Source organism: Enterobacter asburiae (assembly GCF_008080435.1).
Lineage (GTDB): Bacteria > Pseudomonadota > Gammaproteobacteria > Enterobacterales > Enterobacteriaceae > Enterobacter > Enterobacter asburiae_C.
Genome location: NZ_VRKN01000003.1, coordinates 553,061 through 576,628, shown reverse-complemented (window position 1 = coordinate 576,628; position 23,568 = coordinate 553,061). Strand labels below are relative to the sequence as shown.

General features: G+C 55.1%; 20 protein-coding genes and 1 pseudogene. 9 read left to right on the top strand and 12 right to left on the bottom strand.

Translation table 11 applies throughout. From position 1 onward, the window contains the following. Positions 1-67: 67 nt before the first annotated feature. A pseudogene (locus FU672_RS08630) lies at positions 68-391 on the bottom strand (hypothetical protein); the annotation flags it as partial. Positions 392-493: 102 nt separating this feature from the next. After that, positions 494-1,387 (bottom strand): LysR family transcriptional regulator, encoded by an 894-nt coding sequence (locus FU672_RS08625; RefSeq protein ID WP_148242914.1) that lies wholly within the window; start codon positions 1,385-1,387, stop codon positions 494-496. 106 nt (positions 1,388-1,493) lie between these two features. Between FU672_RS08625 and FU672_RS08620 the strand changes: the two genes are divergently transcribed. The 3 genes from FU672_RS08620 (at position 1,494) to FU672_RS08610 (ending at position 4,402) form a co-directional block, all read left to right on the top strand. Further along, positions 1,494-3,047, top strand: coding sequence for an MFS transporter (locus FU672_RS08620; protein ID WP_148242933.1), 1,554 nt, complete (start codon positions 1,494-1,496; stop codon positions 3,045-3,047). Between the two features lie 98 nt (positions 3,048-3,145). After that, positions 3,146-3,964 (top strand): AraC family transcriptional regulator, encoded by an 819-nt coding sequence (locus FU672_RS08615; protein ID WP_187360791.1) that lies wholly within the window; start codon positions 3,146-3,148, stop codon positions 3,962-3,964. A gap of 75 nt (positions 3,965-4,039) precedes the next feature. Then, entirely contained in the window at positions 4,040-4,402 is a 363-nt protein-coding gene (locus FU672_RS08610; protein WP_148242912.1) for a cupin domain-containing protein, read from the top strand. A 74-nt stretch (positions 4,403-4,476) separates the two neighbouring features. Here FU672_RS08610 and FU672_RS08605 read toward each other — a convergent pair whose 3' ends face one another. Beyond that, on the bottom strand, positions 4,477-5,358 hold the full coding sequence (locus FU672_RS08605; RefSeq protein WP_148242911.1) for a LysR family transcriptional regulator: 882 nt from the start codon (positions 5,356-5,358) through the stop codon (positions 4,477-4,479). 105 nt (positions 5,359-5,463) lie between these two features. Here FU672_RS08605 and budA point away from each other — a divergent pair, with 105 nt between their 5' ends. From budA to FU672_RS08580, 5 genes are all read left to right on the top strand, one after another. Next, complete coding sequence (gene budA, locus FU672_RS08600) at positions 5,464-6,243, top strand: acetolactate decarboxylase (RefSeq protein WP_148242910.1); 780 nt, start codon at positions 5,464-5,466, stop codon at positions 6,241-6,243. A gap of 13 nt (positions 6,244-6,256) precedes the next feature. Then, on the top strand, positions 6,257-7,936 hold the full coding sequence (gene alsS / locus FU672_RS08595) for an acetolactate synthase AlsS (protein ID WP_148242909.1): 1,680 nt from the start codon (positions 6,257-6,259) through the stop codon (positions 7,934-7,936). Between the two features lie 20 nt (positions 7,937-7,956). After that, positions 7,957-8,727, top strand: a complete 771-nt coding sequence (locus FU672_RS08590) for a (S)-acetoin forming diacetyl reductase (RefSeq protein ID WP_148242908.1) — start codon at positions 7,957-7,959, stop codon at positions 8,725-8,727. A gap of 131 nt (positions 8,728-8,858) precedes the next feature. Continuing rightward, a complete protein-coding gene (locus tag FU672_RS08585; RefSeq protein ID WP_148242907.1) occupies positions 8,859-9,332 on the top strand; it encodes a cold-shock protein in 474 nt (157 codons plus the stop codon). Positions 9,333-9,447: 115 nt separating this feature from the next. Continuing rightward, complete coding sequence (locus FU672_RS08580) at positions 9,448-10,146, top strand: GNAT family N-acetyltransferase (RefSeq protein ID WP_148242906.1); 699 nt, start codon at positions 9,448-9,450, stop codon at positions 10,144-10,146. A 100-nt stretch (positions 10,147-10,246) separates the two neighbouring features. Here the strand turns inward: FU672_RS08580 and betA are convergent, their stop codons facing one another. From betA to betI, 3 genes are read right to left on the bottom strand one after another with little or no spacing between them, the layout of a single operon-like run. Further along, positions 10,247-11,911: a choline dehydrogenase gene (gene betA, locus FU672_RS08575; protein ID WP_148242905.1), complete on the bottom strand. Its 1,665-nt coding sequence runs from the start codon at positions 11,909-11,911 to the stop codon at positions 10,247-10,249. 13 nt (positions 11,912-11,924) lie between these two features. Beyond that, positions 11,925-13,397 carry a betaine-aldehyde dehydrogenase gene (gene betB, locus FU672_RS08570; RefSeq protein ID WP_148242904.1) on the bottom strand — a complete coding sequence of 491 codons (1,473 nt, stop codon included), beginning with the start codon at positions 13,395-13,397 and terminating at the stop codon, positions 11,925-11,927. A gap of 13 nt (positions 13,398-13,410) precedes the next feature. After that, positions 13,411-13,998 carry a transcriptional regulator BetI gene (gene betI / locus FU672_RS08565; protein ID WP_148242932.1) on the bottom strand — a complete coding sequence of 196 codons (588 nt, stop codon included), beginning with the start codon at positions 13,996-13,998 and terminating at the stop codon, positions 13,411-13,413. Between the two features lie 128 nt (positions 13,999-14,126). Between betI and betT the strand changes: the two genes are divergently transcribed. Beyond that, on the top strand, positions 14,127-16,160 hold the full coding sequence (gene betT / locus FU672_RS08560; protein WP_148242903.1) for a choline BCCT transporter BetT: 2,034 nt from the start codon (positions 14,127-14,129) through the stop codon (positions 16,158-16,160). A 47-nt stretch (positions 16,161-16,207) separates the two neighbouring features. Here betT and FU672_RS08555 read toward each other — a convergent pair whose 3' ends face one another. The 6 genes from FU672_RS08555 to entD form a co-directional block, all read right to left on the bottom strand. Continuing rightward, positions 16,208-18,313 (bottom strand): prolyl oligopeptidase family serine peptidase, encoded by a 2,106-nt coding sequence (locus FU672_RS08555; protein WP_148242902.1) that lies wholly within the window; start codon positions 18,311-18,313, stop codon positions 16,208-16,210. After that, the gene (locus FU672_RS08550) at positions 18,310-20,442 is read right to left on the bottom strand and encodes a peptidase domain-containing ABC transporter (RefSeq protein WP_148242901.1); all 2,133 of its coding nucleotides are present in this window, start codon (positions 20,440-20,442) and stop codon (positions 18,310-18,312) included. Before FU672_RS08550 ends, FU672_RS08555 begins: the two co-directional genes overlap by 4 nt. Further along, on the bottom strand, positions 20,435-21,709 hold the full coding sequence (locus FU672_RS08545) for an HlyD family secretion protein (protein ID WP_148242900.1): 1,275 nt from the start codon (positions 21,707-21,709) through the stop codon (positions 20,435-20,437). The genes FU672_RS08550 and FU672_RS08545 overlap by 8 nt, the downstream gene beginning before the upstream one ends. A 133-nt stretch (positions 21,710-21,842) precedes the next feature. Next, a complete protein-coding gene (locus FU672_RS08540; RefSeq protein WP_187360790.1) occupies positions 21,843-21,989 on the bottom strand; it encodes a hypothetical protein in 147 nt (48 codons plus the stop codon). Between the two features lie 190 nt (positions 21,990-22,179). Further along, a complete protein-coding gene (locus FU672_RS24850; protein WP_187360789.1) occupies positions 22,180-22,326 on the bottom strand; it encodes a hypothetical protein in 147 nt (48 codons plus the stop codon). Positions 22,327-22,806: 480 nt separating this feature from the next. Further along, complete coding sequence (gene entD, locus FU672_RS08535) at positions 22,807-23,469, bottom strand: enterobactin synthase subunit EntD (protein WP_148242899.1); 663 nt, start codon at positions 23,467-23,469, stop codon at positions 22,807-22,809. Positions 23,470-23,568 lie beyond the last annotated feature (99 nt).

Genomic DNA, 23,568 nt, shown 5'->3' with positions numbered 1-23,568 from the left:
CAGCAGTCAGCTAAGAAATAACTCAAAGGCGGCCAGAGTAGTTGACGCGTATCGGCCAAGGTAGTTGACGTCTAATATGCCCTCTTAAGCCGTAGCAGAGCTCAGATGCTGAGCTTTTCAAAAGCGTAAAACTGTGCAGGCCAAAGTTGCTGATTGAGCCAGCCTGCTGATTGCGTAGTAATTTTTGCGGTAATTGCCGCAAAGACATCAGCCGACGAATCACGGCATCCTGCCGGACGTCAAAGTTTGCAATCAACGGCAAAATATTTTCAGGATGCGCAGTATGAATGACCGTTAGGTGTTTTTCATGAAACTGGAACTGGGGGAGAAAAGCGGGAACATCCTGCCACTGAGCAAGCGCTTTGCGGGTAACGAATCCGGGGTTCAGCATTGTTCTTCCTTGTCATCCCTTGAGTCTAGCCAGAGTAACAGATGGTTTGCGGCAGACAATTACCAGGAAAACGTAGTACCGAAGCGTGCATCAATAAGACCTTTACGGTTTTAAGATCCCCGTCTCAGACATGAAATCAATAAAGCAGCGAATTCTCGGAGAAAGGTGGCGTCTGGTTGCCCATAGCGCAGAAAACTGCCCTTGCCGTTTACATGAACCCGGTAAAACTTCTCTCAGATCTCCCTGTTCCAGTGCTTCACGGACGACAAAATCCGGGACATAGCTGATGCCCATGCCCGCTGTGCTCATGCGGATGACGGCTTCAATATTGTTGGCGGTTAAGACAGAAACCGGTGTGAAGTTGCTTACCCCATCCGCATCCTGCATCTCCCAGGACTGTAGTAACCCGGTTGAGGGAAAGCGGTAGAGAATGCACTTATGGTTGTTTAAATCCTGCTGGGACGCCGGTGAACCATACTCCAGCAGATAAGCGGGGCTGGCGCAGAGAACGAAACGGAAGCTACCGAGCTTCTTCGATGTGAGCCTGGAGTCCGCAATTTCCCCGCTGCGTATCGCCACATCGAACCCTTCCTCAATGATGTTTACCAGCCGGTCACTGAAGTCCAGCTCCAGCTCTATAGCTGGGTATTGGCGAGTGAAGGAAGGTAGAAGAGGAAGCAGTAATCGATAGCCTGTTACCGGAAGAGAAACCCTGAGTTTACCTGAGGGCTGGGCAATATGACGGGTCAGCTCGGCCTCTGCGTCCTGCAACTGCTCAAGGATCTGCTGGCAGCGAACCAGTAATACCGCCCCCTCTGCCGTCAGGCTTACGCTCCGGGTGCTGCGATTGAAAAGCCTTACGCCCAGTTTTTGTTCAAGCCTGGCAACATTTTTGCCAACGGCTGATGCTGAAATGCCAAGCAATCTTGCTGCCTGAACAAAGCTCAGCGTTTCCGCGGTCCTGACAAACGAGGTGAGTGACGTCAAACTATCCATTGATTATGAACTTTATCTCTATTCAGTCGGTATTTTCAGTCTATTTATCTTATTAATTGTCCGCAATAACATGGCTCACGTATTTCACGCGAACCAGGATAATCAGATGCGCTCTTTCATAACTTCATTTCTCCGGCTTGCCGGAAGCCCGGCCGCCGCCTCAATTTTCGTGGCGGCCATACTGCTGCCGGTCAGTTTTACCGGTGGCGTGGTGACCACCCCAGCAATCAACCATGCACTGGGCGGTTCCGCTGCGGCACTCTCATGGCTGACGAATGGATTCATGCTGACTTTCGGTAGCTTTCTACTGTCAGCAGGCGTAATGGCAGATGCAGCAGGCAGAAAACGTGTGTTCATCCTCGGGTTATTTATCTTTGGCCTTAGCAGTTCGCTCATATTTTTAGCCAATAATATCTTTTTAATCGGCGTGCTCAGGGCACTACAGGGTATCGCTGCAGCGATGACTTTAGCGGGCGGGAGTGCTGTACTGGCTCAGCTGTATGAGGGCGTTGCCCGAACACGGGCATTCAGCATCCTGGGGACGATGTTTGGCGCAGGATTAGCCTTCGGCCCTCTGGTGATTGGGGCTATCACTGATGTTCTGGGCTGGCGGTGGGTGTATGCCTTGATGGCGCTGATCTCAGGAACGGTCATGCTGGCGGGCACGTTGTTTATTCCCGTGTTGGAAAAAAGCGTGCACCGATTGGTGGATTACGCAGGCTTAGCGCTGTTTACAGCTGCGCTGGTTCTGTTTACTGCGGGGGTAATGCTGGTGCCTGTCTGGGGATTCTTATCCTTTCCCAGCCTTGCTCTGTTTACTACCGCTTTACTGCTTTTTATCGCGTTTATGGCGCGCTGCCTGAACGTCGAAAATCCTGTATTCGACTTATCTCTTGTACGCGCGCCGCGCTTTGCCGGTGTCCTGTTACTGCCGGTAGCAACCTGCTATTGCTACGTTGTGCTGCTGATTATCCTCCCGCTACATTTTATGGGAGGTGACGGCCTGAATGAGACACAGAGCGCGTTTTATCTCATGGCGCTGACGACACCGATGCTGATCGTTCCCTCGCTCGCCGCCTTACTGACCCGGTGGTTTAATCCGGGAGCTATTTCAGCCGCCGGACTGATGTTATCCGCAGCCGGGTTGCTCATCCTCGGGCCGGTTTTACAGAGCACCAGTAGCAGCCTTTTAGTGTTTTCATTGGTTTTAACCGGCGCGGGCGCCGCGCTTCCATGGGGGCTGATGGATGGCCTGGCCATTTCCTCCGTGCCTGTCGAAAAATCCGGTATGGCAGCAGGCCTGTTTAATACTGTTCGCGTTGCGGGGGAGGGGATTGCGCTTGCTATGGTGTCAGCATTTTTAGTGGAAATGAACGCGCTCAATCTCAGAAAAAACCTCTCCGGTTATGCGTCAGAGAGTATTGATAGTGCCGTTTCATGGCTGGGAAGTGGAAATATTGAACGGGCCGCCGCTCTCTTGCCGGGGCTTTCTCATCAGTTACTCAGGGAAAGTTATGACTCAGCCTACGTCTGGCTATTTCGTCTCCTCGCCGTCATCACTGTGCTTTGCGCATTCATGGTCTGGCGAATGTTAGGGCGGAGTGGTCCCGTTTATTCCTCCTTACCTTCGGCGGTATCCCGGGCTCGCCCCCCGCGCTAGCGTGCAAGCTCTTGCCGCGTTGCCAACAACGACTTTCCAAACTGCACCCTATGCGTTTATGGTGTTGCTTCACCCTCAAAGGGCATCAGGTGTCATATATGTCGAATGCAAAAGCCAACAAAGACTGGGTCAGACTGGCGCAACAACCCGGGAAAATAGAGCGCATAGAGGCGTATTTCAGCGGGCATGGCTATGAGCCGCATCGTCACGACACTTACGCCATAGGCCGGACCTTATCCGGGGTGCAGAGTTTTCACTATCGGGGCAGTAAGCAACACAGTCAGCCGGGCGGAACGATGGTCCTGCACCCGGACGAAGTGCATGACGGAGAAGCGGGGACAACAGAAGGATTTCAGTATCGGATGCTGTATATCGATCCGGCGTTAATTCAAAAAATCCTGGGTGGAAAGCCTTTGCCGTTTATTCCCGGCGGGATTTCATCCGATCCCCGGCTTTTTGCAGCGACTGAGCCGCTGTTAAAAGCGCCAGAAGAATCTTTTGATACGCTGGAAGAAGATGATGCGCTCTACGATCTCGCCCACACGCTGGCCGTCGTGGGAGGGCAACGTTTTCACCGGAATCGGGTGGATTATCAATCCGCAGAACGCGCGCGTGAATATATACACACTGAATTCATTCAGAACATTACGCTGGATACCTTATCCGCCGTCAGTGGTAGAGATCGCTGGAGCCTGAGTCGGGATTTTCGTGCGCTTTATGGAACGAGTCCTTATCGCTATGTGACCATGCGTCGTCTTGAATACTGTCGACGCCTGATTCAGGCGGGCCTGTCGCTTGCTGAGGCTGCCGCTGCGGCGGGGTTTTCAGATCAAAGTCACATGACTCGTCAGTTCATCAAAACGTTGGGGATGTCGCCGGGGCGCTGGCAAAAATTCATCAAAGGTCATCCTGCCTGATTTGCACGATCGTTCAAGACCGGCACTCCGATCTTATTCTATCCTGAACACTTCTCAACCATAGGGAGTGTCACTATGTATCAACCTGTTAATCTGGAAAATAAATTTTCCCTCTTCGACGCGCACTGGCAGCCGAAAGTCATCGCCCAGATGAACGACTATCAGTTTAAAATCGTCAAAATATCGGGTGATTTTATATGGCACGCGCACCCTGAAACCGATGAAGCATTCATCGTGGTCGAGGGCGTGTTACGTATTGATTTTCGTGACGGACATGTGCTCGTCAATCCGGGGGAAATGTACGTTGTGCCGAAAGGCGTTGAACATAAAACGTCGGCTGAAACGACGGTAAAAATGATGATGATAGAACCTTGTGGGGTCCTGAATACCGGACACGAAGGCGGGGAGCGCACCGCAGAGAACGATGTCTGGATTTAACGACGGAGACTATGTTGCCGGGTGGCGGCTACGCCTTACCCGGCCTATAAAAAACCAAAAAACCTATACTGCCGTCACCCCTCGCTCATCATCATCAAAAACCGCTTAACCGTTCGCGAGCGTTCAAACCGCCGCCAGCACAGCGCGATATCGGTATAGAGCTCCGGTGAGCTCAGCGCATGATAGGTCACATTCGGGGGAGAAATGGCCGCCATCGATTTCGGCACCAGCGCGAACCCGCCGCCAGCGGAAACCATGCTGAGGGAGGAGGAAAGCTGCGACGACTGCAGCGCGTGCTGCACGTCAATCCCGGCCCGCTCGCAGCAGCCGTGAACCCGTTCGTACAGCCCAGGCGCGACCTCCTGCGGGAACAACACCACTGGCGTATCCCGAAGCTGCTCTAACGCCAGCGTATCGCACGTCGCCAGCGGATGATCGCGATGTAACGCCACCACCATCGGCTCCCGGTCGAGGACTTTTAACTCGAATGCTTTGCTACTCTCACACGGCAGGCGCACGAAAGCGATATCCAGTTCACCCTCCGCCAGCATCGTCGTCAGCGAAGACATATTGGCTTCCACCTGGTGAACCTGCACCGCCATGTTCTGCACCTGAAACTGGCGAATCAGCGCGAAAATTTTGGGATGAAAAGCGTCGGAGCTGGTGATGCCAATCGACAGATTGCCGTTCAGCCCGCGTGCGATGCCACGGGCTTTTTCCAGCGCGGCATCGCTCAGCGCCAGAATCTTGCAGGCATCCTCATAGAAGGCTTCTCCCGCTTCGGTTAGCTCCACGCCCCGCGTCAGGCGTCTGAACAACGGCGTGCCCACTTCCTCTTCGAGCCGTTTGATCTGCTGACTCAGAGGAGGCTGTGAAATACCCAGCGCTTCGGCCGCCCTGGTGAAGTGTCGCTCGCGAGCAACCGCGACAAAATACCGCAGATAACGAAGTTCCATATCTAAAACGTCTCAAACCAGCATGGTTTCTATATTGGAACTCTCTGCTGAATCGGGTCAACATTTATTTAACCTTTCTAAATAAAGTTGAAGAGGACGAGCGTGATGATGCATTCATCTGCCTGCGACTGTGAGGCCAGTTTGTGCGAGACCCTGCGCGGGTTCTCCGCTCAGCATCCTGACAGCGTGATCTATCAGACATCGCTAATGAGCGCCCTGCTAAGCGGCGTGTACGAAGGTGAGACCACCATCGCCGATCTGCTGGCACACGGTGATTTTGGGTTGGGCACCTTCAACGAGCTGGACGGTGAAATGATTGCCTTCAGCAGCCAGGTGTACCAGTTGCGTGCCGACGGCAGCGCCCGGGCCGCGAAGCCAGAGCAGAAAACGCCGTTCGCGGTGATGACCTGGTTCCAGCCGCAGTATCGTATCACCTTCAATGCGCCGGTCAGCCGTCAGCAGATCCACGACGCGATCGACCAGCAGATCCCCTCCGATAACCTGTTCTGCGCGCTGCGCATCGACGGCAACTTTCGCCACGCCCACACCCGCACCGTACCGCGCCAGAAGCCGCCGTATCGCGCGATGACCGATGTGCTGGACGACCAGCCGGTGTTCCGCTTTAACCAGCGCGAAGGGGTGCTGGTTGGGTTCCGCACGCCGCAGCATATGCAGGGCATTAACGTGGCCGGATATCACGAGCATTTCATCACCGACGACCGTCAGGGTGGGGGCCATCTGCTCGACTACCAGCTGGAGAGCGGCGTGCTCACCTTCGGTGAAATTCATAAGCTGATGATTGACCTGCCCGCCGACAGCGCGTTTTTACAGGCAAACCTTCACCCCAGCAATCTTGATGCAGCGATCCGTTCCGTCGAAAACTAACAGGAGAACTACCGTGAACAGTGAGAAACAGTCACGTCAGTGGGCGCACGGCGCCGATATGGTTGTCGGCCAGCTGGAAGCGCAGGGCGTGAAGCAGGTGTTTGGCATACCGGGCGCAAAAATCGACAAGGTTTTCGACTCCCTGCTGGACTCCTCCATCGAGATCATCCCGGTGCGTCACGAGGCCAACGCGGCGTTTATGGCGGCGGCGGTAGGGCGGCTGACCGGCAAGGCCGGGGTGGCGCTGGTCACCTCCGGGCCGGGCTGTTCCAACCTGATCACCGGCATCGCCACCGCCAACAGCGAAGGCGACCCGGTGGTGGCGCTGGGCGGGGCGGTGAAGCGGGCGGATAAAGCGAAGATGGTGCACCAGAGCATGGACACCGTCGCCATGTTTAGCCCTGTCACCAAATACGCCGTGGAGGTCAGTTCGCCGGATGCGATTGCCGAGGTGGTATCGAACGCGTTTCGCGCCGCCGAGCACGGCAGGCCGGGGGGCGCGTTCGTCAGCCTGCCGCAGGATATTGTCGACCAGCCCGCGACGGGCGCGATTTTACCTGCCAGCGGTCCGGCGCTGATGGGCCCGGCACCGGAGTCAGCGATTAACGACGTGGCGAAGCTTATCGAAAACGCCAAAAACCCGGTCATCTTACTCGGCCTGATGGCCAGCCAGCCCGCGAACAGTGCCGCGCTGCGCAAGCTGCTGGAGAAAAGCCGCATTCCGGTTACCAGCACCTATCAGGCCGCCGGGGCGGTGAATCAGGAGCACTTCACCCGTTTCGCCGGACGCGTCGGTCTGTTCAATAACCAGGCGGGCGACCGGCTGTTGCATCTGGCGGACCTGATTATCTGCATCGGCTACAGCCCGGTGGAGTACGAGCCGTCCATGTGGAACAGCGGCGACGCGACGCTGGTGCACATTGATGTGCTGCCCGCCTATGAAGAACGTAACTACGTGCCGGATCTGGAGCTGGTGGGGGATATCGCCGAAACGCTGAGCCTGCTCGCTAACCGGATCGATCATAAGCTGGAGCTGAGCCAGCGGGCCTCCGAAATTCTGGTCGATCGCCAGCATCAGCGGGATCTGCTCGATCGCCGCGGCGCCTCGCTCAACCAGTTTGCCCTGCACCCGCTGCGCATCGTGCGCGCCATGCAGGACATCGTGAATAACGACGTGACGCTTACCGTCGATATGGGCAGCTTCCACATCTGGATCGCTCGCTATCTCTACAGCTTCCGGGCGCGTCAGGTGATGATCTCTAACGGTCAACAGACCATGGGCGTCGCCCTGCCGTGGGCGATTGGTGCGTGGCTGGTGAACCCGGGTCGCAAGGTGGTTTCTGTCTCCGGTGACGGCGGCTTCCTGCAATCCAGCATGGAGCTGGAAACCGCGGTGCGCCTCAACGCCAACGTGCTGCATATCATCTGGGTGGATAACGGCTACAACATGGTGGCGATTCAGGAAGAGAAAAAATACCAACGTCTTTCCGGCGTGGAGTTCGGCCCGGTCGATTTCAAAGTCTATGCCGACGCCTTCGGTGCGAAAGGCTTTGCCGTGGAGAGCGCCGAGGCGCTGGAGCCGACGCTGCGTGCGGCGATGGATGTGGATGGCCCTGCCGTGGTGGCCATTCCCGTCGACTACAGCGATAACCCGCTGCTGATGGGCCAGCTCCATCTCAGCCAGATTTTGTGACTCAATATAAGGACAGAGAAATGCAAAAAGTTGCTCTCGTAACAGGCTCAGGACAGGGGATTGGTAAAGCGATTGCGCTTCGCCTGGTGAAAGATGGCTTTGCCGTGGCCATCGCCGACTATAACGTTGAGACGGCAAGAGCCGTCGCCGATGAAATCATCCGTAACGGCGGTAACGCCATTGCCGTGAAAGTCGATGTCTCTGACCGTGAACAGGTGTTTGCGGCGGTGGAGAAAGCGCGCACCGCGCTGGGCGGTTTCCACGTGATTGTGAATAATGCCGGGATTGCGCCGTCTACCCCAATCGAATCCATCACGCCGGACATTGTCGACAAGGTTTACAACATCAACGTGAAAGGGGTGATCTGGGGGATCCAGGCCGCGATTGACGCCTTCCGCAAAGAAGGGCACGGCGGCAAGATCATCAACGCCTGCTCCCAGGCGGGCCACACCGGCAACCCGGAACTGGCCGTCTACAGTTCCAGCAAGTTCGCGGTTCGCGGCTTAACCCAGACAGCTGCACGGGATCTCGCGCCGCTGGGGATCACCGTTAACGCCTACTGCCCGGGCATCGTCAAAACGCCAATGTGGGCGGAAATAGATCGTCAGGTCTCCGAGGCGGCAGGTAAACCGCTCGGCTACGGGACGGAAACCTTTGCCAAACGCATTACGCTTGGCCGCCTGTCCGAACCGGAAGATGTGGCCGCTTGTGTCTCATACCTGGCAGGACCGGATTCCGACTACATGACCGGCCAGTCGCTCTTAATTGATGGTGGGATGGTGTTCAATTAAATTCTAATAAGCTCTGACATGAGTTTTCCCCTGCACCCGTGCAGGGGCTTTTTTTTGTCTCCTCAGTCATTGTGGATTACACTGCGCGCTGCAAAACTTTAGTCATTACGATCTGACAGGCGGTAACAGCGATGAACGGTACAATCACAACGTGGTTTAAAGATAAAGGCTTTGGATTTATCAAAGATGAAAACGGCGACAACCGCTATTTTCATGTGATTAAGGTCGCGAACCCCGAGCTGATTAAGAAAGATGCCGCGGTGACCTTTGAGCCAACCACCAACAACAAAGGCCTTTCCGCTTATGCGGTGAAGGTGATCCCGGAAAGCAAACATCTTTTTATTGCTGGCGAGCGCGTGAAGCTCACCTCCATCAAATCCTTCGTGGTGTTTAACGAAGAAGAACCGGTTGATACCAAAATCGACAAAGAGAACGCGGTGCTGTCTGTGGGGCTGCTGATGAACAGCATCAAGCCGAAATCAGAGAAAAAACCGGGCGAAATGCGCACGGTGAAGAAGCTGGCGATCACCACCTTCCAGAACACGACGCTGATCTTCACCGAAGATGAGATCGACATTGATGCCACGGTGAAGCTGCTGAAGTGATTTTTTTGCCGGGTGGCGGCTACGGCTTACCCGGCATCTCCCTGCTTATCTTTCTCTTCTCGCCCGCTTTTTAACCTGCTATAACAAACTCCTTACCTTTCAGGGAGTCACCACCATGCCCGAAATCAATCAACATGGTCAAACCGTCAACGATATCGTGCCGGGCTGGGCGGGCGGGCGCGTGTTAACCCGCACGCCGCTGTTCGGCCAGTATTGCCGTCTGGAGCCGCTGGATGCCGAACGCCATTCGGCGGATCTGTTTGAAGCCTATGCGCTGGGCGACGACAGCGACTGGACGTGGCTTGCCAGCACGCAGCCAACGAGCGTGGAAGCCACTGCGCACTGGATCATGGCGAAGGTGATGGACGATGAGCTGGTGCCGTATGCCGTGATTGATTTACGCACCGAACGTGCGGTAGGGCTGGTGAGCTATATGGCTAACGAGCGTCTGCTGGGATCGGTGGAGATCGGGCACGTGACCTGGTCGCGCAAGATGAAAGGGACCCGGATTGGCACCGAAACGGTGTGGCTGCTGCTGAAAAATGCGTTTGAGCACGGCTACCGGCGCCTCGAGTGGAAGTGCGATTCCATGAACATTGCGTCACGCAACGCGGCGGAGCGGCTGGGATTTATCTGGGAAGGACGCCTGCGCCAGAAGCTGGTGCGCAAAGGGCGCAACCGCGACAGCGATATGCTTTCTATTATTGACGGCGAATGGCCGCAGCGCGATGCCGAACTGCGCGCCTGGCTGGCGGCGGAGAATTTTGACGGGGAAGGGCGGCAGATTAAGCGGTTAGAGGCGTTTCGGCAGTAAAAGGCTTACCCCTCACCCTAACCCTCTCCCCAAAGGGGAGAGGGTGTAATCGTCCCCTCTCCCCTTTGGGGAGAGGGCTGGGGTGAGGGGAAAAACGTACTCAGCGGCGAACCGGAGCCCCATCCGCCACATAATACGCCGCCGTGCTCTTCGCCAGCGGCTCGCGCCCGCGGATCGCGTCGGCAATTTTTTCGCCAATCATAATAGTGGTCGCGTTCAGGTTGCCGGTAATAATCTGCGGCATGATCGACGCATCCACCACGCGCAGCCCTTCCAGTCCGTGAACGCGACCCTCGCCGTCAACCACCGCCATCTCGTCATAGCCCATCTTGCAGGTGCCGCACGGGTGGAAGGCGGTTTCGGCGTGGTTACGCACGAACTCGTCCAGCTGTTCGTCGGTCTGGCAGTCAATGCCCGGGCTGATTTCGCGACCGCGGTACTTGTCCAGAGCGGGCTGGTGCATGATCTCGCGGGTGATGCGGATCGCGTCGCGGAACTCCTGCCAGTCCTGCTCGTGGGACATGTAGTTAAACAGGATTGCCGGATGCTGGTGCGGATCGCGCGACTTAATGTGCACGTGGCCACGGCTCGGGGATCGCATGGATCCGACGTGGCACTGGAAGCCGTGCTCTTTTACCGCGTTCGAACCGTTGTAGTTAATCGCCACCGGCAGGAAGTGGTACTGAATGTTCGGCCATTCGAACGCTTCGCGGCTGCGGATAAACCCGCCCGCTTCGAAGTGGTTGCTCGCGCCCACGCCGGTGCCGCCAAACAGCCACTCGGCGCCAATCTTCGGCTGGTTCCACCACTGCAGAGCAGGGTAGAGAGAGACCGGCTCTTTGCACTCGTACTGAAGATACATCTCCAGGTGATCCTGCAGATTTTCGCCCACGCCGGGCAGGTCGTGCACCAGCGGGATATCGAACTGCTTCAGCAGCTCCGCGCTGCCCACGCCGGAGCGCTGGAGGATCTGCGGGGAGGCAATGGCCCCGGCGCTCAGCAGCACTTCTTTCTTCGCCGTCGCTCTGGACGGAATGGTGCTTTCGCCTTCCAGCCACTCGACGCCCACCGCGCGCTTGCCGTCAAAAATAATGCGATCGGTCATGGCGTGGGTGCGGATGGTCAGGTTCGGGCGCTGTTTCGCCTGGTCCAGATAGCCGCGCGCGGTGCTGGCGCGTCGGCCCTGCGGCGTGACCGTGCGGTCCATCGGTCCGAAGCCTTCCTGCTGGTAGCCGTTGAGATCCTCAGTGCGCGGATAGCCCGCCTGCACGCCCGCTTCCACCATCGCTTCAAACAGCGGGTTCACGCCCGGTTTCGAGGTGGTGACGCTCACCGGACCGTCGCCGCCGTGGTAGTCGTTCGGCCCCACGTCGCGCGTCTCTGCCTTGCGGTAGTAAGGCAGGCAGTTGAGATAGCTCCAGTGCTCCAGACCCGGCTCTTTGGCCCAGTGGTCCAGATCCATCGCGTTACCGCGGATGTAGCACATGCCGTTGATCAGCGACGAGCCGCCCAGCCCTTTACCGCGTCCGCACTCCATGCGGCGGTTGTTCATATACGGTTCTGGCTCGGTTTCATACGCCCAGTTATAGCGCTTGCCCTGCAGGGGGAACGCCAGCGCGGCAGGCATCTGGGTGCGGAAGTCAAAGCGGTAATCCGGACCGCCCGCCTCAAGCAGCAGGACGGTAGTGTTCGGATCTTCAGTCAGTCGCGTTGCCAGTACGTTGCCGGCAGATCCGGCCCCGATAATGATGTAGTCAAATTGCAAATAAACCTCCCGGTTAAAATATGGACTGGAATTTACCCATCTCAACCTGGATGGACTTCACCTGGGTGTAGCTCTGTAGCGTCATGACGCCGTTCTCGCGGCCAATGCCGGAGTGTTTGTAGCCGCCAACCGGCATCTCTGCGGCGGATTCACCCCAGGTGTTGATCCAGCAGATGCCCGCTTCGAGCTGATGAATGGCGCCGTGCGCGCGGTTCAGATCGGCAGTCACGATGCCCGCCGCCAGACCGTAGTCGGTGTCGTTGGCGCGGCGAATGGCTTCTTCCTCGTTTTCATAGGTGAGGATGGACATCACCGGGCCGAAGATCTCTTCGCGCACGATGGTCATCTCGTCGGTACAGTCGGTGAACACGGTCGGGGCGACCCACGCGCCATTATCGAAGCCTTCGCCCTTCAGCACGTCGCCGCCGCAGAGCACGCGCGCGCCTTCTTCTTTGCCTTTGGCGATGTAGCGCATCACGCTGTCGCGGTGCGGGAAGCTGACCATCGGGCCAAAGTTGGTGCTTGCATCGAACAGATCGCCCGCGCGGATGCGGCCCACGCGCTCAACGATTTTCTCCTCAAACGCGACCTTAAACTTCGCGGGTACGAACACGCGGGTGCCGTTGGTGCAGACCTGGCCGGAGCTGAAGAAGTTGGCCATCATGGCGATGTCTGCCGCGAGATCGAGATCCGCGTCGTCGAAAACGATCAGCGGAGATTTGCCGCCCAGCTCCATCGTCACCTCTTTCAGGGACGAGGCCGCCGAGTTGGCCATCACCTTTTTGCCGCTGGCGACGCCGCCGGTGAAGGAGACTTTGGCGATGCCCGGATGCTCGGTCAGGAACTGGCCGGTCTCGGCGCCCACGCCCGGCAGGACGTTAAACACGCCGTCCGGAACGCCCGCTTCGGTGTAGATTTCCGCAAGCTTCAGGGCGGTGAGCGGGGTGACTTCGCTCGGCTTGAAGATCATCGCGTTGCCTGCCGCCAGCGCCGGGGCAGATTTCCACAGGGCGATCTGGATCGGGTAGTTCCACGCCCCGATACCCGCCACCACGCCCAGCGGTTCGCGGCGGGTGTAGACGAACGAGGTCTCGCGCAGCGGGATCTGGCTGCCTTCCAGTGCCGGGATCAGCCCCGCGTAGTACTCCAGCACGTCCGCACCGGTGACGATGTCGACGGTGGAGGTTTCGGAATATGCTTTACCGGTGTCGAGGGTTTCCAGCTTCGCCAGTTCGTCGTTACGCTCGCGCAGGATATCGACGGCGCGACGCAGAATGCGCGAGCGCTCCATGGCGGTCATCGCCGCCCAGATCTTCTGCCCGCGCTGTGCGCTTTCCACGGCGCGGTCGACGTCTTCGCGCCCGGCGGCCTGTACGGTCGCCAGAACCTCACCGTTGGCCGGGTTGATGGTCTCGAAGGTGCGACCGCTGGTGGCGGAGGTATAACCACCATTGATATAAAGCTGCTGTTCTGCCATTCGGGACATAAATTCTCCTCGGTTATTCGGTCGGTAAATGCTGGCTGATAAAATGGCTGGTGAGCGACTGGGCCAGGGTTTTATCCAGCGGCTTTCCGCTCAGCGCGGCGCGCAGCCATAGCCCGTCAATCAGCGCCGCCAGCCCGTAACCCGCCTCTTGCGCCTGTTCGCGCGGCAGTTCGCGGCGGAACTCGTACACCAGGTTCGACAGCAGACGGCGGCTGCTCACCTGCTGCAGGCGGTAGAGCATCGGCTGGTGCATGCTGCTCGCCCAGAAGGCCAGCCAGGCCTTCATTGCCGCGCCGCTGGTCTGGGTTTCATCAAAATTGCCGCCGACAATCGCCTGCAGGCGCTGCTCTGCGCTGGCGTTCGGTAAGGCGCGTAAGCGGCTCAATACCGCGTCGCGCAGCTGGCCGGTGATGTCGCGCATGGTCGCTTCCAGCAGACCGTTTTTGTCTTTGAAGTAGTGACTGATGATCCCCGTGGAAACGCCCGCCCGGCGGGCGATCTGCGCGATCGTCGCGTCGTGCATTCCCACTTCATTTATTGCTTCCAGCGTGGCGTCGATAAGCTGCCTGCGCCGGATCGGCTGCATCCCCACTTTGGGCATTTTTGCCACTCCATTCATCAGCGTTAGTAATACATTAAAGCGGTTTTTGATTGGACGTTCAATATAAAATGTGTCTTAATTGTTGCGGATTTGGATTTTAATAGTTACAAAAACAGTGGGGATACTGGATGACAGACCTTTCACAAGACAGAGAAAAAGACAAAATCAATCCGGTTGTTTTTTACACTTCCGCCGGGCTGATTTTGTTGTTTTCCCTGACGACCATCTTCTTTCGTGATTTTTCTGCCGAGTGGATTGGGCGCACCCTGAACTGGGTGTCGAAGACCTTCGGCTGGTACTATCTGCTGGCGGCGACGCTCTATATCGTCTTCGTCGTCTGCATTGCCTGCTCGCGCTTTGGTTCGGTGAAGCTCGGGCCAGAGCAGTCTAAGCCCGAGTTCAGCCTGCTGAGCTGGGCCGCGATGCTGTTTGCCGCAGGCATCGGTATCGACCTGATGTTTTTCTCCGTGGCGGAACCGGTCACGCAGTATATGCAGCCCCCGGAAGGGGCAGGGCAGACGATGGAGGCCGCGCGCCAGGCGATGGTCTGGACGCTGTTCCACTACGGCCTGACCGGCTGGTCGATGTATGCCCTGATGGGTATGGCGCTCGGATACTTTAGCTATCGTTATAATTTGCCCCTCACCATCCGCTCCGCCCTGTATCCGATTTTCGGTAAAAAGATTAACGGCCCGATTGGCCACACGGTCGATATTGCGGCAGTGATCGGCACCATCTTCGGGATCGCGACGACGCTCGGGATTGGCGTGGTGCAGCTTAATTACGGGCTGAGCGTGCTGTTTGATATCCCGGATTCGATGGCGGCCAAAGCGGCGCTGATTGCGCTCTCGGTCATTATCGCCACCATTTCGGTCACTTCCGGCGTGGATAAAGGCATCCGCGTGCTCTCTGAACTGAACGTGGCGCTGGCGCTGGGGTTGATCCTGTTCGTGCTGTTTATGGGCGACACCTCGTTCCTGCTTAATGCCTTAGTGTTGAACGTGGGCGACTACGTAAACCGCTTTATGGGCATGACGCTGAACAGCTTCGCCTTTGACCGTCCGGTGGAGTGGATGAACAACTGGACGCTGTTCTTCTGGGCATGGTGGGTCGCGTGGTCGCCGTTTGTCGGCCTGTTCCTGGCGCGTATTTCACGTGGCCGCACCATCCGTCAGTTTGTGATGGGCACGCTGATTATCCCGTTCACCTTTACCCTGCTGTGGCTGTCAATCTTCGGCAACAGCGCGCTGCACGAGATCATCCACGGCAACGCGAGCTTCGCGCAGGAAGCGATAGCGCACCCGGAGCGCGGCTTCTACAGCCTGCTGGCGCAGTACCCGGCGTTTACCTTTAGCGCCTCCGTGGCGACCATCACCGGCCTGCTGTTCTACGTCACCTCGGCGGATTCCGGCGCGCTGGTGCTGGGGAACTTCACCTCGAAGCTGAAGGATATCAACAGCGACGCGCCAAACTGGCTGCGCATTTTCTGGTCCGTTGCCATCGGCCTGCTGACGCTCGGGATGCTGATGACCAACGGTATTTCGGCGTTGCAGAACACCACGGTGATCATGGGACTGCCGTTCAGCTTCGTCATCTTCTTTGTGATGGCCGGGCTGTATAAATCGCTCAAGGTGGAAGACTACCGCCGCGTCAGCGCCAGCCGCGACACCGCGCCGCGTCCGATGGGCGCACAGGACAGGCTGAGCTGGAAGAAACGCCTCTCGCGCCTGATGAACTACCCGGGCACGCGCTACACCAAACAGATGATGGAGACGGTCTGCTTCCCGGCGATGGAAGAGGTGGCGCAGGAGCTGAAGCTGCGCGGGGCCTACGTGGAACTGAAAAACCTGCCGCCGGAGGAGGGCGAGACCCTGGGGCATCTGGATCTGCTGGTGCACATGGGCGACGAGCAGAACTTTGTCTACCAGATCTGGCCGCAGCAGTATTCGGTACCCGGGTTTACCTACCGGGCGCGCAGCGGGAAATCGACCTACTACCGGCTTGAGACCTTCCTGCTTGAAGGTAGCCAGGGGAATGATTTGATGGATTACAGCAAGGAGCAGGTGATTACGGACATTCTGGATCAGTATGAACGGCACCTGAACTTTATCCATCTGCACAGGGAAGCGCCGGGGAATAGCGTGATGTTCCCGGATGTTTGACCCATTACGTGCATGAACGACAGGGCACCCGTAGCAGGGTGCCGCTTTCATCTATCCTGAACGTGAAGACCGGTTTTCCAGGTAAAGAAGCTTACCGTGTCGACTAATTTTGAATCAGCCTCGGCATAGGTTGCCGCACTGTGTCCTCCCTGACGGTAAGCCAACACCAGCACATTTCGCGGCGTGCTTATCGCCTCTAAACGGGCGGCGAATTTTGCTGTTTGCCATGGGGAAACGCGCTGGTCATGCAGGCCTACGGTTAACAGGACGGGAGGATACTGTTTTTGAGGTACCAGATGCCGGTACGCATCTATTTTCATTAAGCTGAGCCTGCCAGAAGGCGTCAGCGGCGATCCCAATTCTTCATAGTTCATCACGCCTATCGGAATTTTATCCAGTCGGCTGGTATTCAGCATCCCTGCGTCGATGGCCACAGCGGCAAACAGTTCCGGGCGCTGGGCCATCGCCATACCCACGATAATTCCCCCTGCGCTCTCGCCACCGATCGCCAGTTTTGACGGTGAGGTGTAGCGATTGTCGATAAGATATTCAGCGCAACGAATAAAATCGGTAATGGAATTTTCTTTCTTATCCGCTCTTCCTTCCTCGTGCCATGCGGGTCCCAGTTCGCCGCCTCCGCGAACATGCGCGATAGCGAGAATGCCGCCTTGTTCAAGCCAGAGCAGTCGCGACAGATCGAATGACGGAAACGTACTTACGCCATACGCGCCATAAGCCGTCAGCCAGGTGGGAGACGTACCCGCTCGTGCAATCCCTTTACGATAAATGAGCGTAAGCGGGACGCGAACATTCTCTGCTGTGGTCACCCATTTTTCTTCCGTCACATAGTCTGTCAGCGGCTGGCTTATCGGCGGTATTAATGCAGTGTTGCGGATAATGTTCTCCCCAGATTGATAATGATAAATCACGGGGGGCTTCAGCCAGCCCTGGCGGGTGAAGAGAATATCTTTACTGTCACTGCTGGCAAATATCGCACTTACGTCTTCATCTGAAGGCACCGGAATTGTCTGGGGTTTACTGATATCAGCAAACGGAATACGCATGAATTTACTGCTGCCGGCGTCATGGTAAGCCACATAAAGTGAATCCCGGCTGATGCTTAGCTGCGTTAGCTCCCCATTTGACCAGTTCATCACGGGTGCTCTGGCGGATGTGGCGGCGGCCAGATCGATTCGTGAAATATCATAGCCGGATGAGGCGTTATAACTCGCCAGATAAATCCATCTTCCAGAATAAATAAAGGCAGAGACATTTTCTTCGGGAGCAACAATCCTGGTCCAGTTGAGCGTGCCGTTGCCATCTGCGTCTTTTTTAGCGGAAAAAAGAGAGCTGCCATAGCCGCTGATGGATTTTGACACGTTAACAATCAGGTAGTCAGAATCAGGTGAGGCGTAAAGATTAACGTTTTCGCAGGATTGCTGTGCGAGTTGTGGAAGGGTGTGCCAGTCAAACGTCATAACATCGCTATTGCTTTCTATATGATGGAGGTAGACCTTGCCGCAGGTCTGCCGTCCTGAATCCTGAGTTGTGGTGTTCAGACTGTAATAAAAGGACTGATTATCTGCGGCCCAGACAACATTGGGGTAGCGAACGGCTGGGATGCGAGTGTCTAATACCACGTTATCAGCCACTCTGATCACCATGATTTCCGTGCTTTCCGTTCCATTTCGTGAGCGCCCAACGGCCACGAAGCGACCATCATGTGAAGGAATGAAAAAGTTAATCCCATAACCCACAGGCGGATCGATGAGCACCCGCTCAGGCTTCCCTGTTTCTTTTACAAACAGCCGCAGGTAGGGGTGTTCGGCCGATGAGCGGAGATAAAAACGATTGTCTCCCGCATCATAAATGTCTGAAATAGTGGGGGCCGTATTCACTAACTCGCTCAACCTTTTCGCCAGCACGTTTCGCCAGGGAAGGGCGTGGAGCATGTTAACCGTCTGGTTTGAACGTTGATTTAACCAGCGCGCGGTCTGTTGAGGGTGAGTTTCCATCCAGTGATAAGGATCCATGTAATCCTCATATGGCTTTTCGTTCGCATGAACAAAAAAGAGACCGCTGAACAAAGTGAGGGTAGCAATAATTACCTGCTTACTGACGCGTTTTAGTCTTTTTATCAGGTAATCTTTCATGTCGAGCTGGATCCATGCTGTTCTGTCAGTGGCGTTAGTCGAATCACGCGTTCAGCGGATGCGATAGTTGATTGCCTGTGAGCGATGATAATTCGCGTGATGTTTAACTTTTTGATGGCTGCATTGACATAGCCCTCACTCTCCTCGTCCAGCGCGCTGGTCGCTTCATCCATAAATAAAATTCCGGGTTTACGATATAGCGCGCGCGCAATAAAGAGTCGTTGCTTTTGTCCACCCGATAATCCTTCACCGAGTTCGCCAATTAAGGTCTCGTACCCCATAGGCATTTTAACAATCACGTCATGGATATAACTGGCGCGGGCACAGACTTCCATCCAGTCCTTATCGGCTTTGTCATCGAATCCACAAATATTTTCCCTGATTGATCCAGAGAACAACTTATCATCCTGCATAACGCAGCCGATGATTTTACGGTAGTTGTTTAAACCCAGCTGTTGAATGTCATTCCCGTCGATGGTGACTAAGCCCGAACGGGGTTCAAATAACCCGCAAAGTACTCTCATAAGCGTGGTTTTCCCCGCCCCTGACGGTCCTGTAATCGCCACGCTTTCGCCAGCTGAAACCTGAAATGAAAGATCGCGAAACACATCGGCGGAATGGTCGTCATAGCGATAGCTCAGCGCGCGGGTTTCCAGCGTAACAGGTTGCATGGTATTTATGATTTCCCTGTCAGGCTTTTTCATTTCTCTTACGTTAAGCGCAATATCGGAGACACGTTCGTTATGCAGATGCATCATGCGCAACTTCATCAGAAAATTGGTAAGTGACCAGATTCTATCGGCGAATTGTTCCCTGAACACGCCAAAAGCGATGAACATCCCAATCGTCATCGCGTTTTCTATGATGAGTCTTGAACCCAGCCATAGCATTGTTATTTGTTCGCAGGCGATAATAAAAGCGTTTACGCCACCAAAAAGCAGATCCATTTTGGTGATTTTTATCTCTGTATTGATCGTATCAATTTCCAGATTTAGCCAGTGAGTGCCGCGTCGTTCACTCAAACCCTGCATTTTGACGGTTGCGATACCGTATAACGTTTCCATGAAATAAGAGCGGGTGCGGGCATCTCTGATGAGGGTTTCTTCCGATAATTCGCGATAGGTACTGTAGGTCAGGAGTCTGGTCAGAACATACAGCGCAGTAAAGCCGATAACCACGCCAGTCAGCCAGCTGCCATACAGTATCATCATCACGATGACACCTATCATCATGGTTCCATCGATAAGTGCCCCAACGATGCTGCTGGTAAAAGTTTCCCGAAGCGTGTTCAGTGACCCAAAACGCGACTGAATATCGCCCAGCTTGCGCCGTTCAAAATAGCTCAGCGGTAGGCGTACGAGATGGGTAAAAAGCCCGGACTGCCACTGCACATTGATAAGCGTCGTCAACATCAGTGAGGACCATGAACGCAGGGCGCTCAACGCCACGCGCAGTAAAGTAAAGAGAAACAGGCCGATACAAATCACCGTTAACAAGCCCATATCTGCGGCGGGAATAGCATGATCCAGCGCGAGTTGAGTGCCTATCGGTATAAGCAGGTTGATGGTTTCAATAATGAGCGAATAGAAAAAGATTTTGCCTAACATTCCCTTAAGGCCGTGCACCTTTGCGGCCAGTGACCTGAGGCTGAACTGGTGGCTTGTTGGCTGTGCGGCAAACGTACTTTCGGGCCATAACTCGAGGGCTATGCCGGTGAAGTATTGCGACATCTCCTCAAGACTCACTTTTCTTCGGCCCCGGGCGGGGTCGTGGAGAATCACTCGATTCTGCTTCACGCTGACGAGAACGACAAAATGGTTAAAATCCCAGTGCAGGATACAAGGGGGCTTAAGCGCGCTGAGTTCATTTAGATCAAGGGATAAACAGCGTGTTCCTAGCCCAAGTTGTTCAGCGATTTGCGTCATGCCAGCCAGCGTGGTGCCGCGTGCCGACAAGTTAAATTGTTGACGCAAGGCGATGAGGTTGCTCTGTTTGCCATAGTGGCTACAGATCATCGCGAGGCAGGCCAGGCCGCACTCTGACGATTCCGTCTGGTGGACCAGCGGAACCCGGGAGCGCAGCTGGAGATCAAGCTGTTCGATGAGCGTTTTAAGAGAACGTTTATTCATTTACCGGACCCCCTGCGCTATTTTTCATATCGTAGAAGGGGGAAAGCATCCACTGGTAGATCTTCCTTTTTTCGAGAAATAAGGTGCTTTGAGCCTGCATACCGTTGCCTAAACTCAGACGTTTGCCCGCATATGCAATATTTTGTCTGTCAGGCCTGATAATAATTTTGTAGTAGGGGGCAGCCCCGGGTGAGGTCGCTTTAAGTGCTCCCTGGTAGGTTTGCATCTCCTGAGGAGAGGCAGGGGAGCGTGAGATAACCGAAATGGTGCCGCCAAACATGCCAAATTTTTGTGCAGGAAACGCCTCATAGCGGATGTTGACCCGGTCGCCAGGAGAAAGATAGGGGACGGCATCATTAGGCACCCAGGCGACAAGAGAAAAGTGATCGATAGTCAGAGGGATAATTTGCAGGAGGCTGTCGCCAGGTTTGATCATCTGACCAACCGTAACGCTCAGGGAGTCTACCCGCCCTTCAGCCATTGCCCGGATAATAATTGCGCCCCCGGCATCAATATTCAGACGCTCTTTTTGCAGCTCGTAGCGCTGAAGCTCCATCTGATGGATCTGATTATCGAATTCGGCAGCCTGAGTTTGAATCTGACTTTCGAGAGTGGTCACCTGCAACGCGTTCTGATCGCTTTGAGCAGACAAATTAAGCATATTATTTTGTCGCTCGTAGTATAAGGCTATCTGGTTTATCAGCTGATCCTGCGTAATAAGTCCACGCGCTTGATAATGCCGATAGTTTTCCATGTTCGTTTTCATGACGCGAATGCCTTCCTGGGCTTGTGCGATAATGTCTGAGGAACGTTTGAGGGCTGCGCTATATTGCTCTTTTTGTTTTTTTAGCATGTCCAGGGTGTTTCTCTTATTCTCCTGGAGAAGATCCGTGATTTGAGCAATACGCGTAAGTTGGTTATCGACATCCCTTCGCTGATTATCACTCACAACACCGCTACGCGTGCTTTTACTGACATCTATCATGTAGATGGCATCGCCTGTTTTGAGCAGTTGACCTTCAGTGACAAACTGTTTAACCACAACGCCCTGGACACTGGCATATACATTTGATAAGCGGGGATAAGTGGATATCTCGCCCATCACGGTGATCCTTCTCGTGTAGCTGAACGTCAAAATAAAAACGATAAAAGCAATAATAAAAAAAGCAGATAATCCGGCAACAAGCCAAATCGGAACGCCAGGCAGCAATAAGGCTTTTCCCTGCCATCGCATTTTTTTGTGTTCAACCGCTTGTTGGCGATACACGCACGCTATTCCTTTTGTAAAGCGAGGCTGTGAGTTTTAGCCTGATTCCAGGCGACAATTTTTAGCTGAATGACGCCTGGTTATTCCGCCTGTTCCAGAACGTTCACATGTTGTCCTGGTCATTAGCGTTCTGTCAGTAATGCTGACCCCGCAAAGATTCAGCCATCCTTGCCGTTGCGTCCATCATGTCCACCGGGGCCTCCTTTGCCTCCTTTACCCCCTTTTCCGCCGGGACCGCCATTGCCGCCGTTGCCGCCATTACCTGAACCACAGGTGCCACCGTTTCCTCCATGGCCTCCGTTCCCACCGGCGCCACCGTTGCCGCCATTTCCGCCGTCACATTGTGATCCTCCGGAAATAAGCTGCATCTCAGAATTCAATAGTTCTCGCATTTACATCTCCTTATGAAATAAGGCCATCCTTTACGATGGCCCACAATGGCAATCTATCGTGAGCCGTCGTATTCGCTATTACAGGTGATTAACGGCGACCGCCATTATTACCACCGCCGCAGTTACCGCCATTACCGCCGTTCCCGCCATTAGCTCCTCGACCGCCATTACCGCCATTGCCGCCGTTACAGGTACCGCCATTACCACCACTGTTGCCGTTGCCATTGCCACTATGATTACCGTTCCCGTTACCAGCGCCAATTCCGCCAGCGACACTGCTCATTTCATTTTGATTTAATTCACGCATTATACTTTCCTTAGTTATATCGAGTTAAAGTAAAACAGCGCAAACATCATGTTCCTAAATTAGTAAAAAAGGAAATGGCTTATTTTATCTTTATCTATTTTTCATTGTCGCAATTTTGATCTGACGCGCGTTTTTATAGTGAAATTCTGTTATGTAAGCGCGTTGTATACGAGCGACATTCAAATAATTAAGGAGGATTTTAATAGCTATAACATATGGTAGGGTGAGGGCTGCCCCCCTTAACATCTTTACCTGACAGGCGTAAGGTTATATTGCTGGGTGAATTGTTTTTGTGGGTGGTGGTGGCGGGAAGTCAGTTTAATAGGGATGGTTATATAATTAAATTGCGTTTGAATAGATTAAAAGTGTAATAATCCGGGAGAGAAAAAACCAAAGCTTTATTGCCGCTCCACGATCATAGTGCAGATGTTATCGTCAGTACGTTGCCAGGCTAGCGTAAAACTGACCCCCTGATGATAACGACCTGCCGGATGTGCGAGCGTCAGGGTTAAGGTTCTTTCATCCAGGGCAGTAGCCTGCGCGCAATCAAATCCCATGTACTCTTTCACTTCAGGAAACAGCGCTTTAAACAGGCTCTCTTTAGCACTGAACGCCAGCGTCAATGCCAGCGCGTAAGGGTAGCCCGTACCCGACAGGCTCGCATCTTCCTGCGCGTTGACGATGCCCTCTTTTATCGCAACTGCTTCATTCCAGGAGAGGATTGTTTCGCAGTCGATGCCGATAAGCGTATGTCGGTCGCGTACGACAACCGCCATCGCCTGCGTGCCGCTGTGGGTAATGCTGCCCGACACACCTTCCGGCCAGAGCGGTTCGCCGCTGGGGCCGATGCCGGGAATCGCGCGTTCATTTATCGCACCGAGCGCATGCGCGGCGGCGATGCGTCCGGCAAGATGCTCGGCTTTGCGTTTGCGTCCGGCGTTTGAAAGCTCAGCGTGGTGGGGGAGCCAGAGGAAGTCGGCATCGGTGAAGGTGGTGGGGTCGAAGGTGATGCGGTGGACGGTCTGGCCGGCGAGAATGAACGTGCTGTGGGTTGTGTGCATGTTTTTCCTTCAGAATTGTGCGGCCTGTTGCCCTCACCCCGGCCCTCTCCCACAGGGAGAGGGAGCAAACACTAAAAACGGCAACGGGGTTGCCGTTTT

Bases quoted from the DNA above. Each gene is read 5' to 3' on its own strand.
- budA (WP_148242910.1), top strand. From the start codon at position 5,464: ATGATGCATTCATCTGCCTGCGACTGTGAGGCCAGTTTGTGCGAGACC.
- FU672_RS08610 (WP_148242912.1), top strand. From the start codon at position 4,040: ATGTATCAACCTGTTAATCTGGAAAATAAATTTTCCCTCTTCGACGCG.
- FU672_RS08550 (WP_148242901.1), bottom strand. From the start codon at position 20,442: ATGAATAAACGTTCTCTTAAAACGCTCATCGAACAGCTTGATCTCCAG.
- FU672_RS08625 (WP_148242914.1), bottom strand. From the start codon at position 1,387: ATGGATAGTTTGACGTCACTCACCTCGTTTGTCAGGACCGCGGAAACG.
- betT (WP_148242903.1), top strand. From the start codon at position 14,127: ATGACAGACCTTTCACAAGACAGAGAAAAAGACAAAATCAATCCGGTT.
- FU672_RS08580 (WP_148242906.1), top strand. From the start codon at position 9,448: ATGCCCGAAATCAATCAACATGGTCAAACCGTCAACGATATCGTGCCG.
- FU672_RS08585 (WP_148242907.1), top strand. From the start codon at position 8,859: ATGAACGGTACAATCACAACGTGGTTTAAAGATAAAGGCTTTGGATTT.
- FU672_RS08590 (WP_148242908.1), top strand. From the start codon at position 7,957: ATGCAAAAAGTTGCTCTCGTAACAGGCTCAGGACAGGGGATTGGTAAA.
- FU672_RS08615 (WP_187360791.1), top strand. From the start codon at position 3,146: ATGTCGAATGCAAAAGCCAACAAAGACTGGGTCAGACTGGCGCAACAA.
- FU672_RS08620 (WP_148242933.1), top strand. From the start codon at position 1,494: ATGCGCTCTTTCATAACTTCATTTCTCCGGCTTGCCGGAAGCCCGGCC.
- betI (WP_148242932.1), bottom strand. From the start codon at position 13,998: ATGCCCAAAGTGGGGATGCAGCCGATCCGGCGCAGGCAGCTTATCGAC.
- betB (WP_148242904.1), bottom strand. From the start codon at position 13,397: ATGTCCCGAATGGCAGAACAGCAGCTTTATATCAATGGTGGTTATACC.
- FU672_RS08605 (WP_148242911.1), bottom strand. From the start codon at position 5,358: ATGGAACTTCGTTATCTGCGGTATTTTGTCGCGGTTGCTCGCGAGCGA.
- FU672_RS08555 (WP_148242902.1), bottom strand. From the start codon at position 18,313: ATGAAAGATTACCTGATAAAAAGACTAAAACGCGTCAGTAAGCAGGTA.
- entD (WP_148242899.1), bottom strand. From the start codon at position 23,469: ATGCACACAACCCACAGCACGTTCATTCTCGCCGGCCAGACCGTCCAC.
- FU672_RS24850 (WP_187360789.1), bottom strand. From the start codon at position 22,326: ATGGCAACGGCAACAGTGGTGGTAATGGCGGTACCTGTAACGGCGGCA.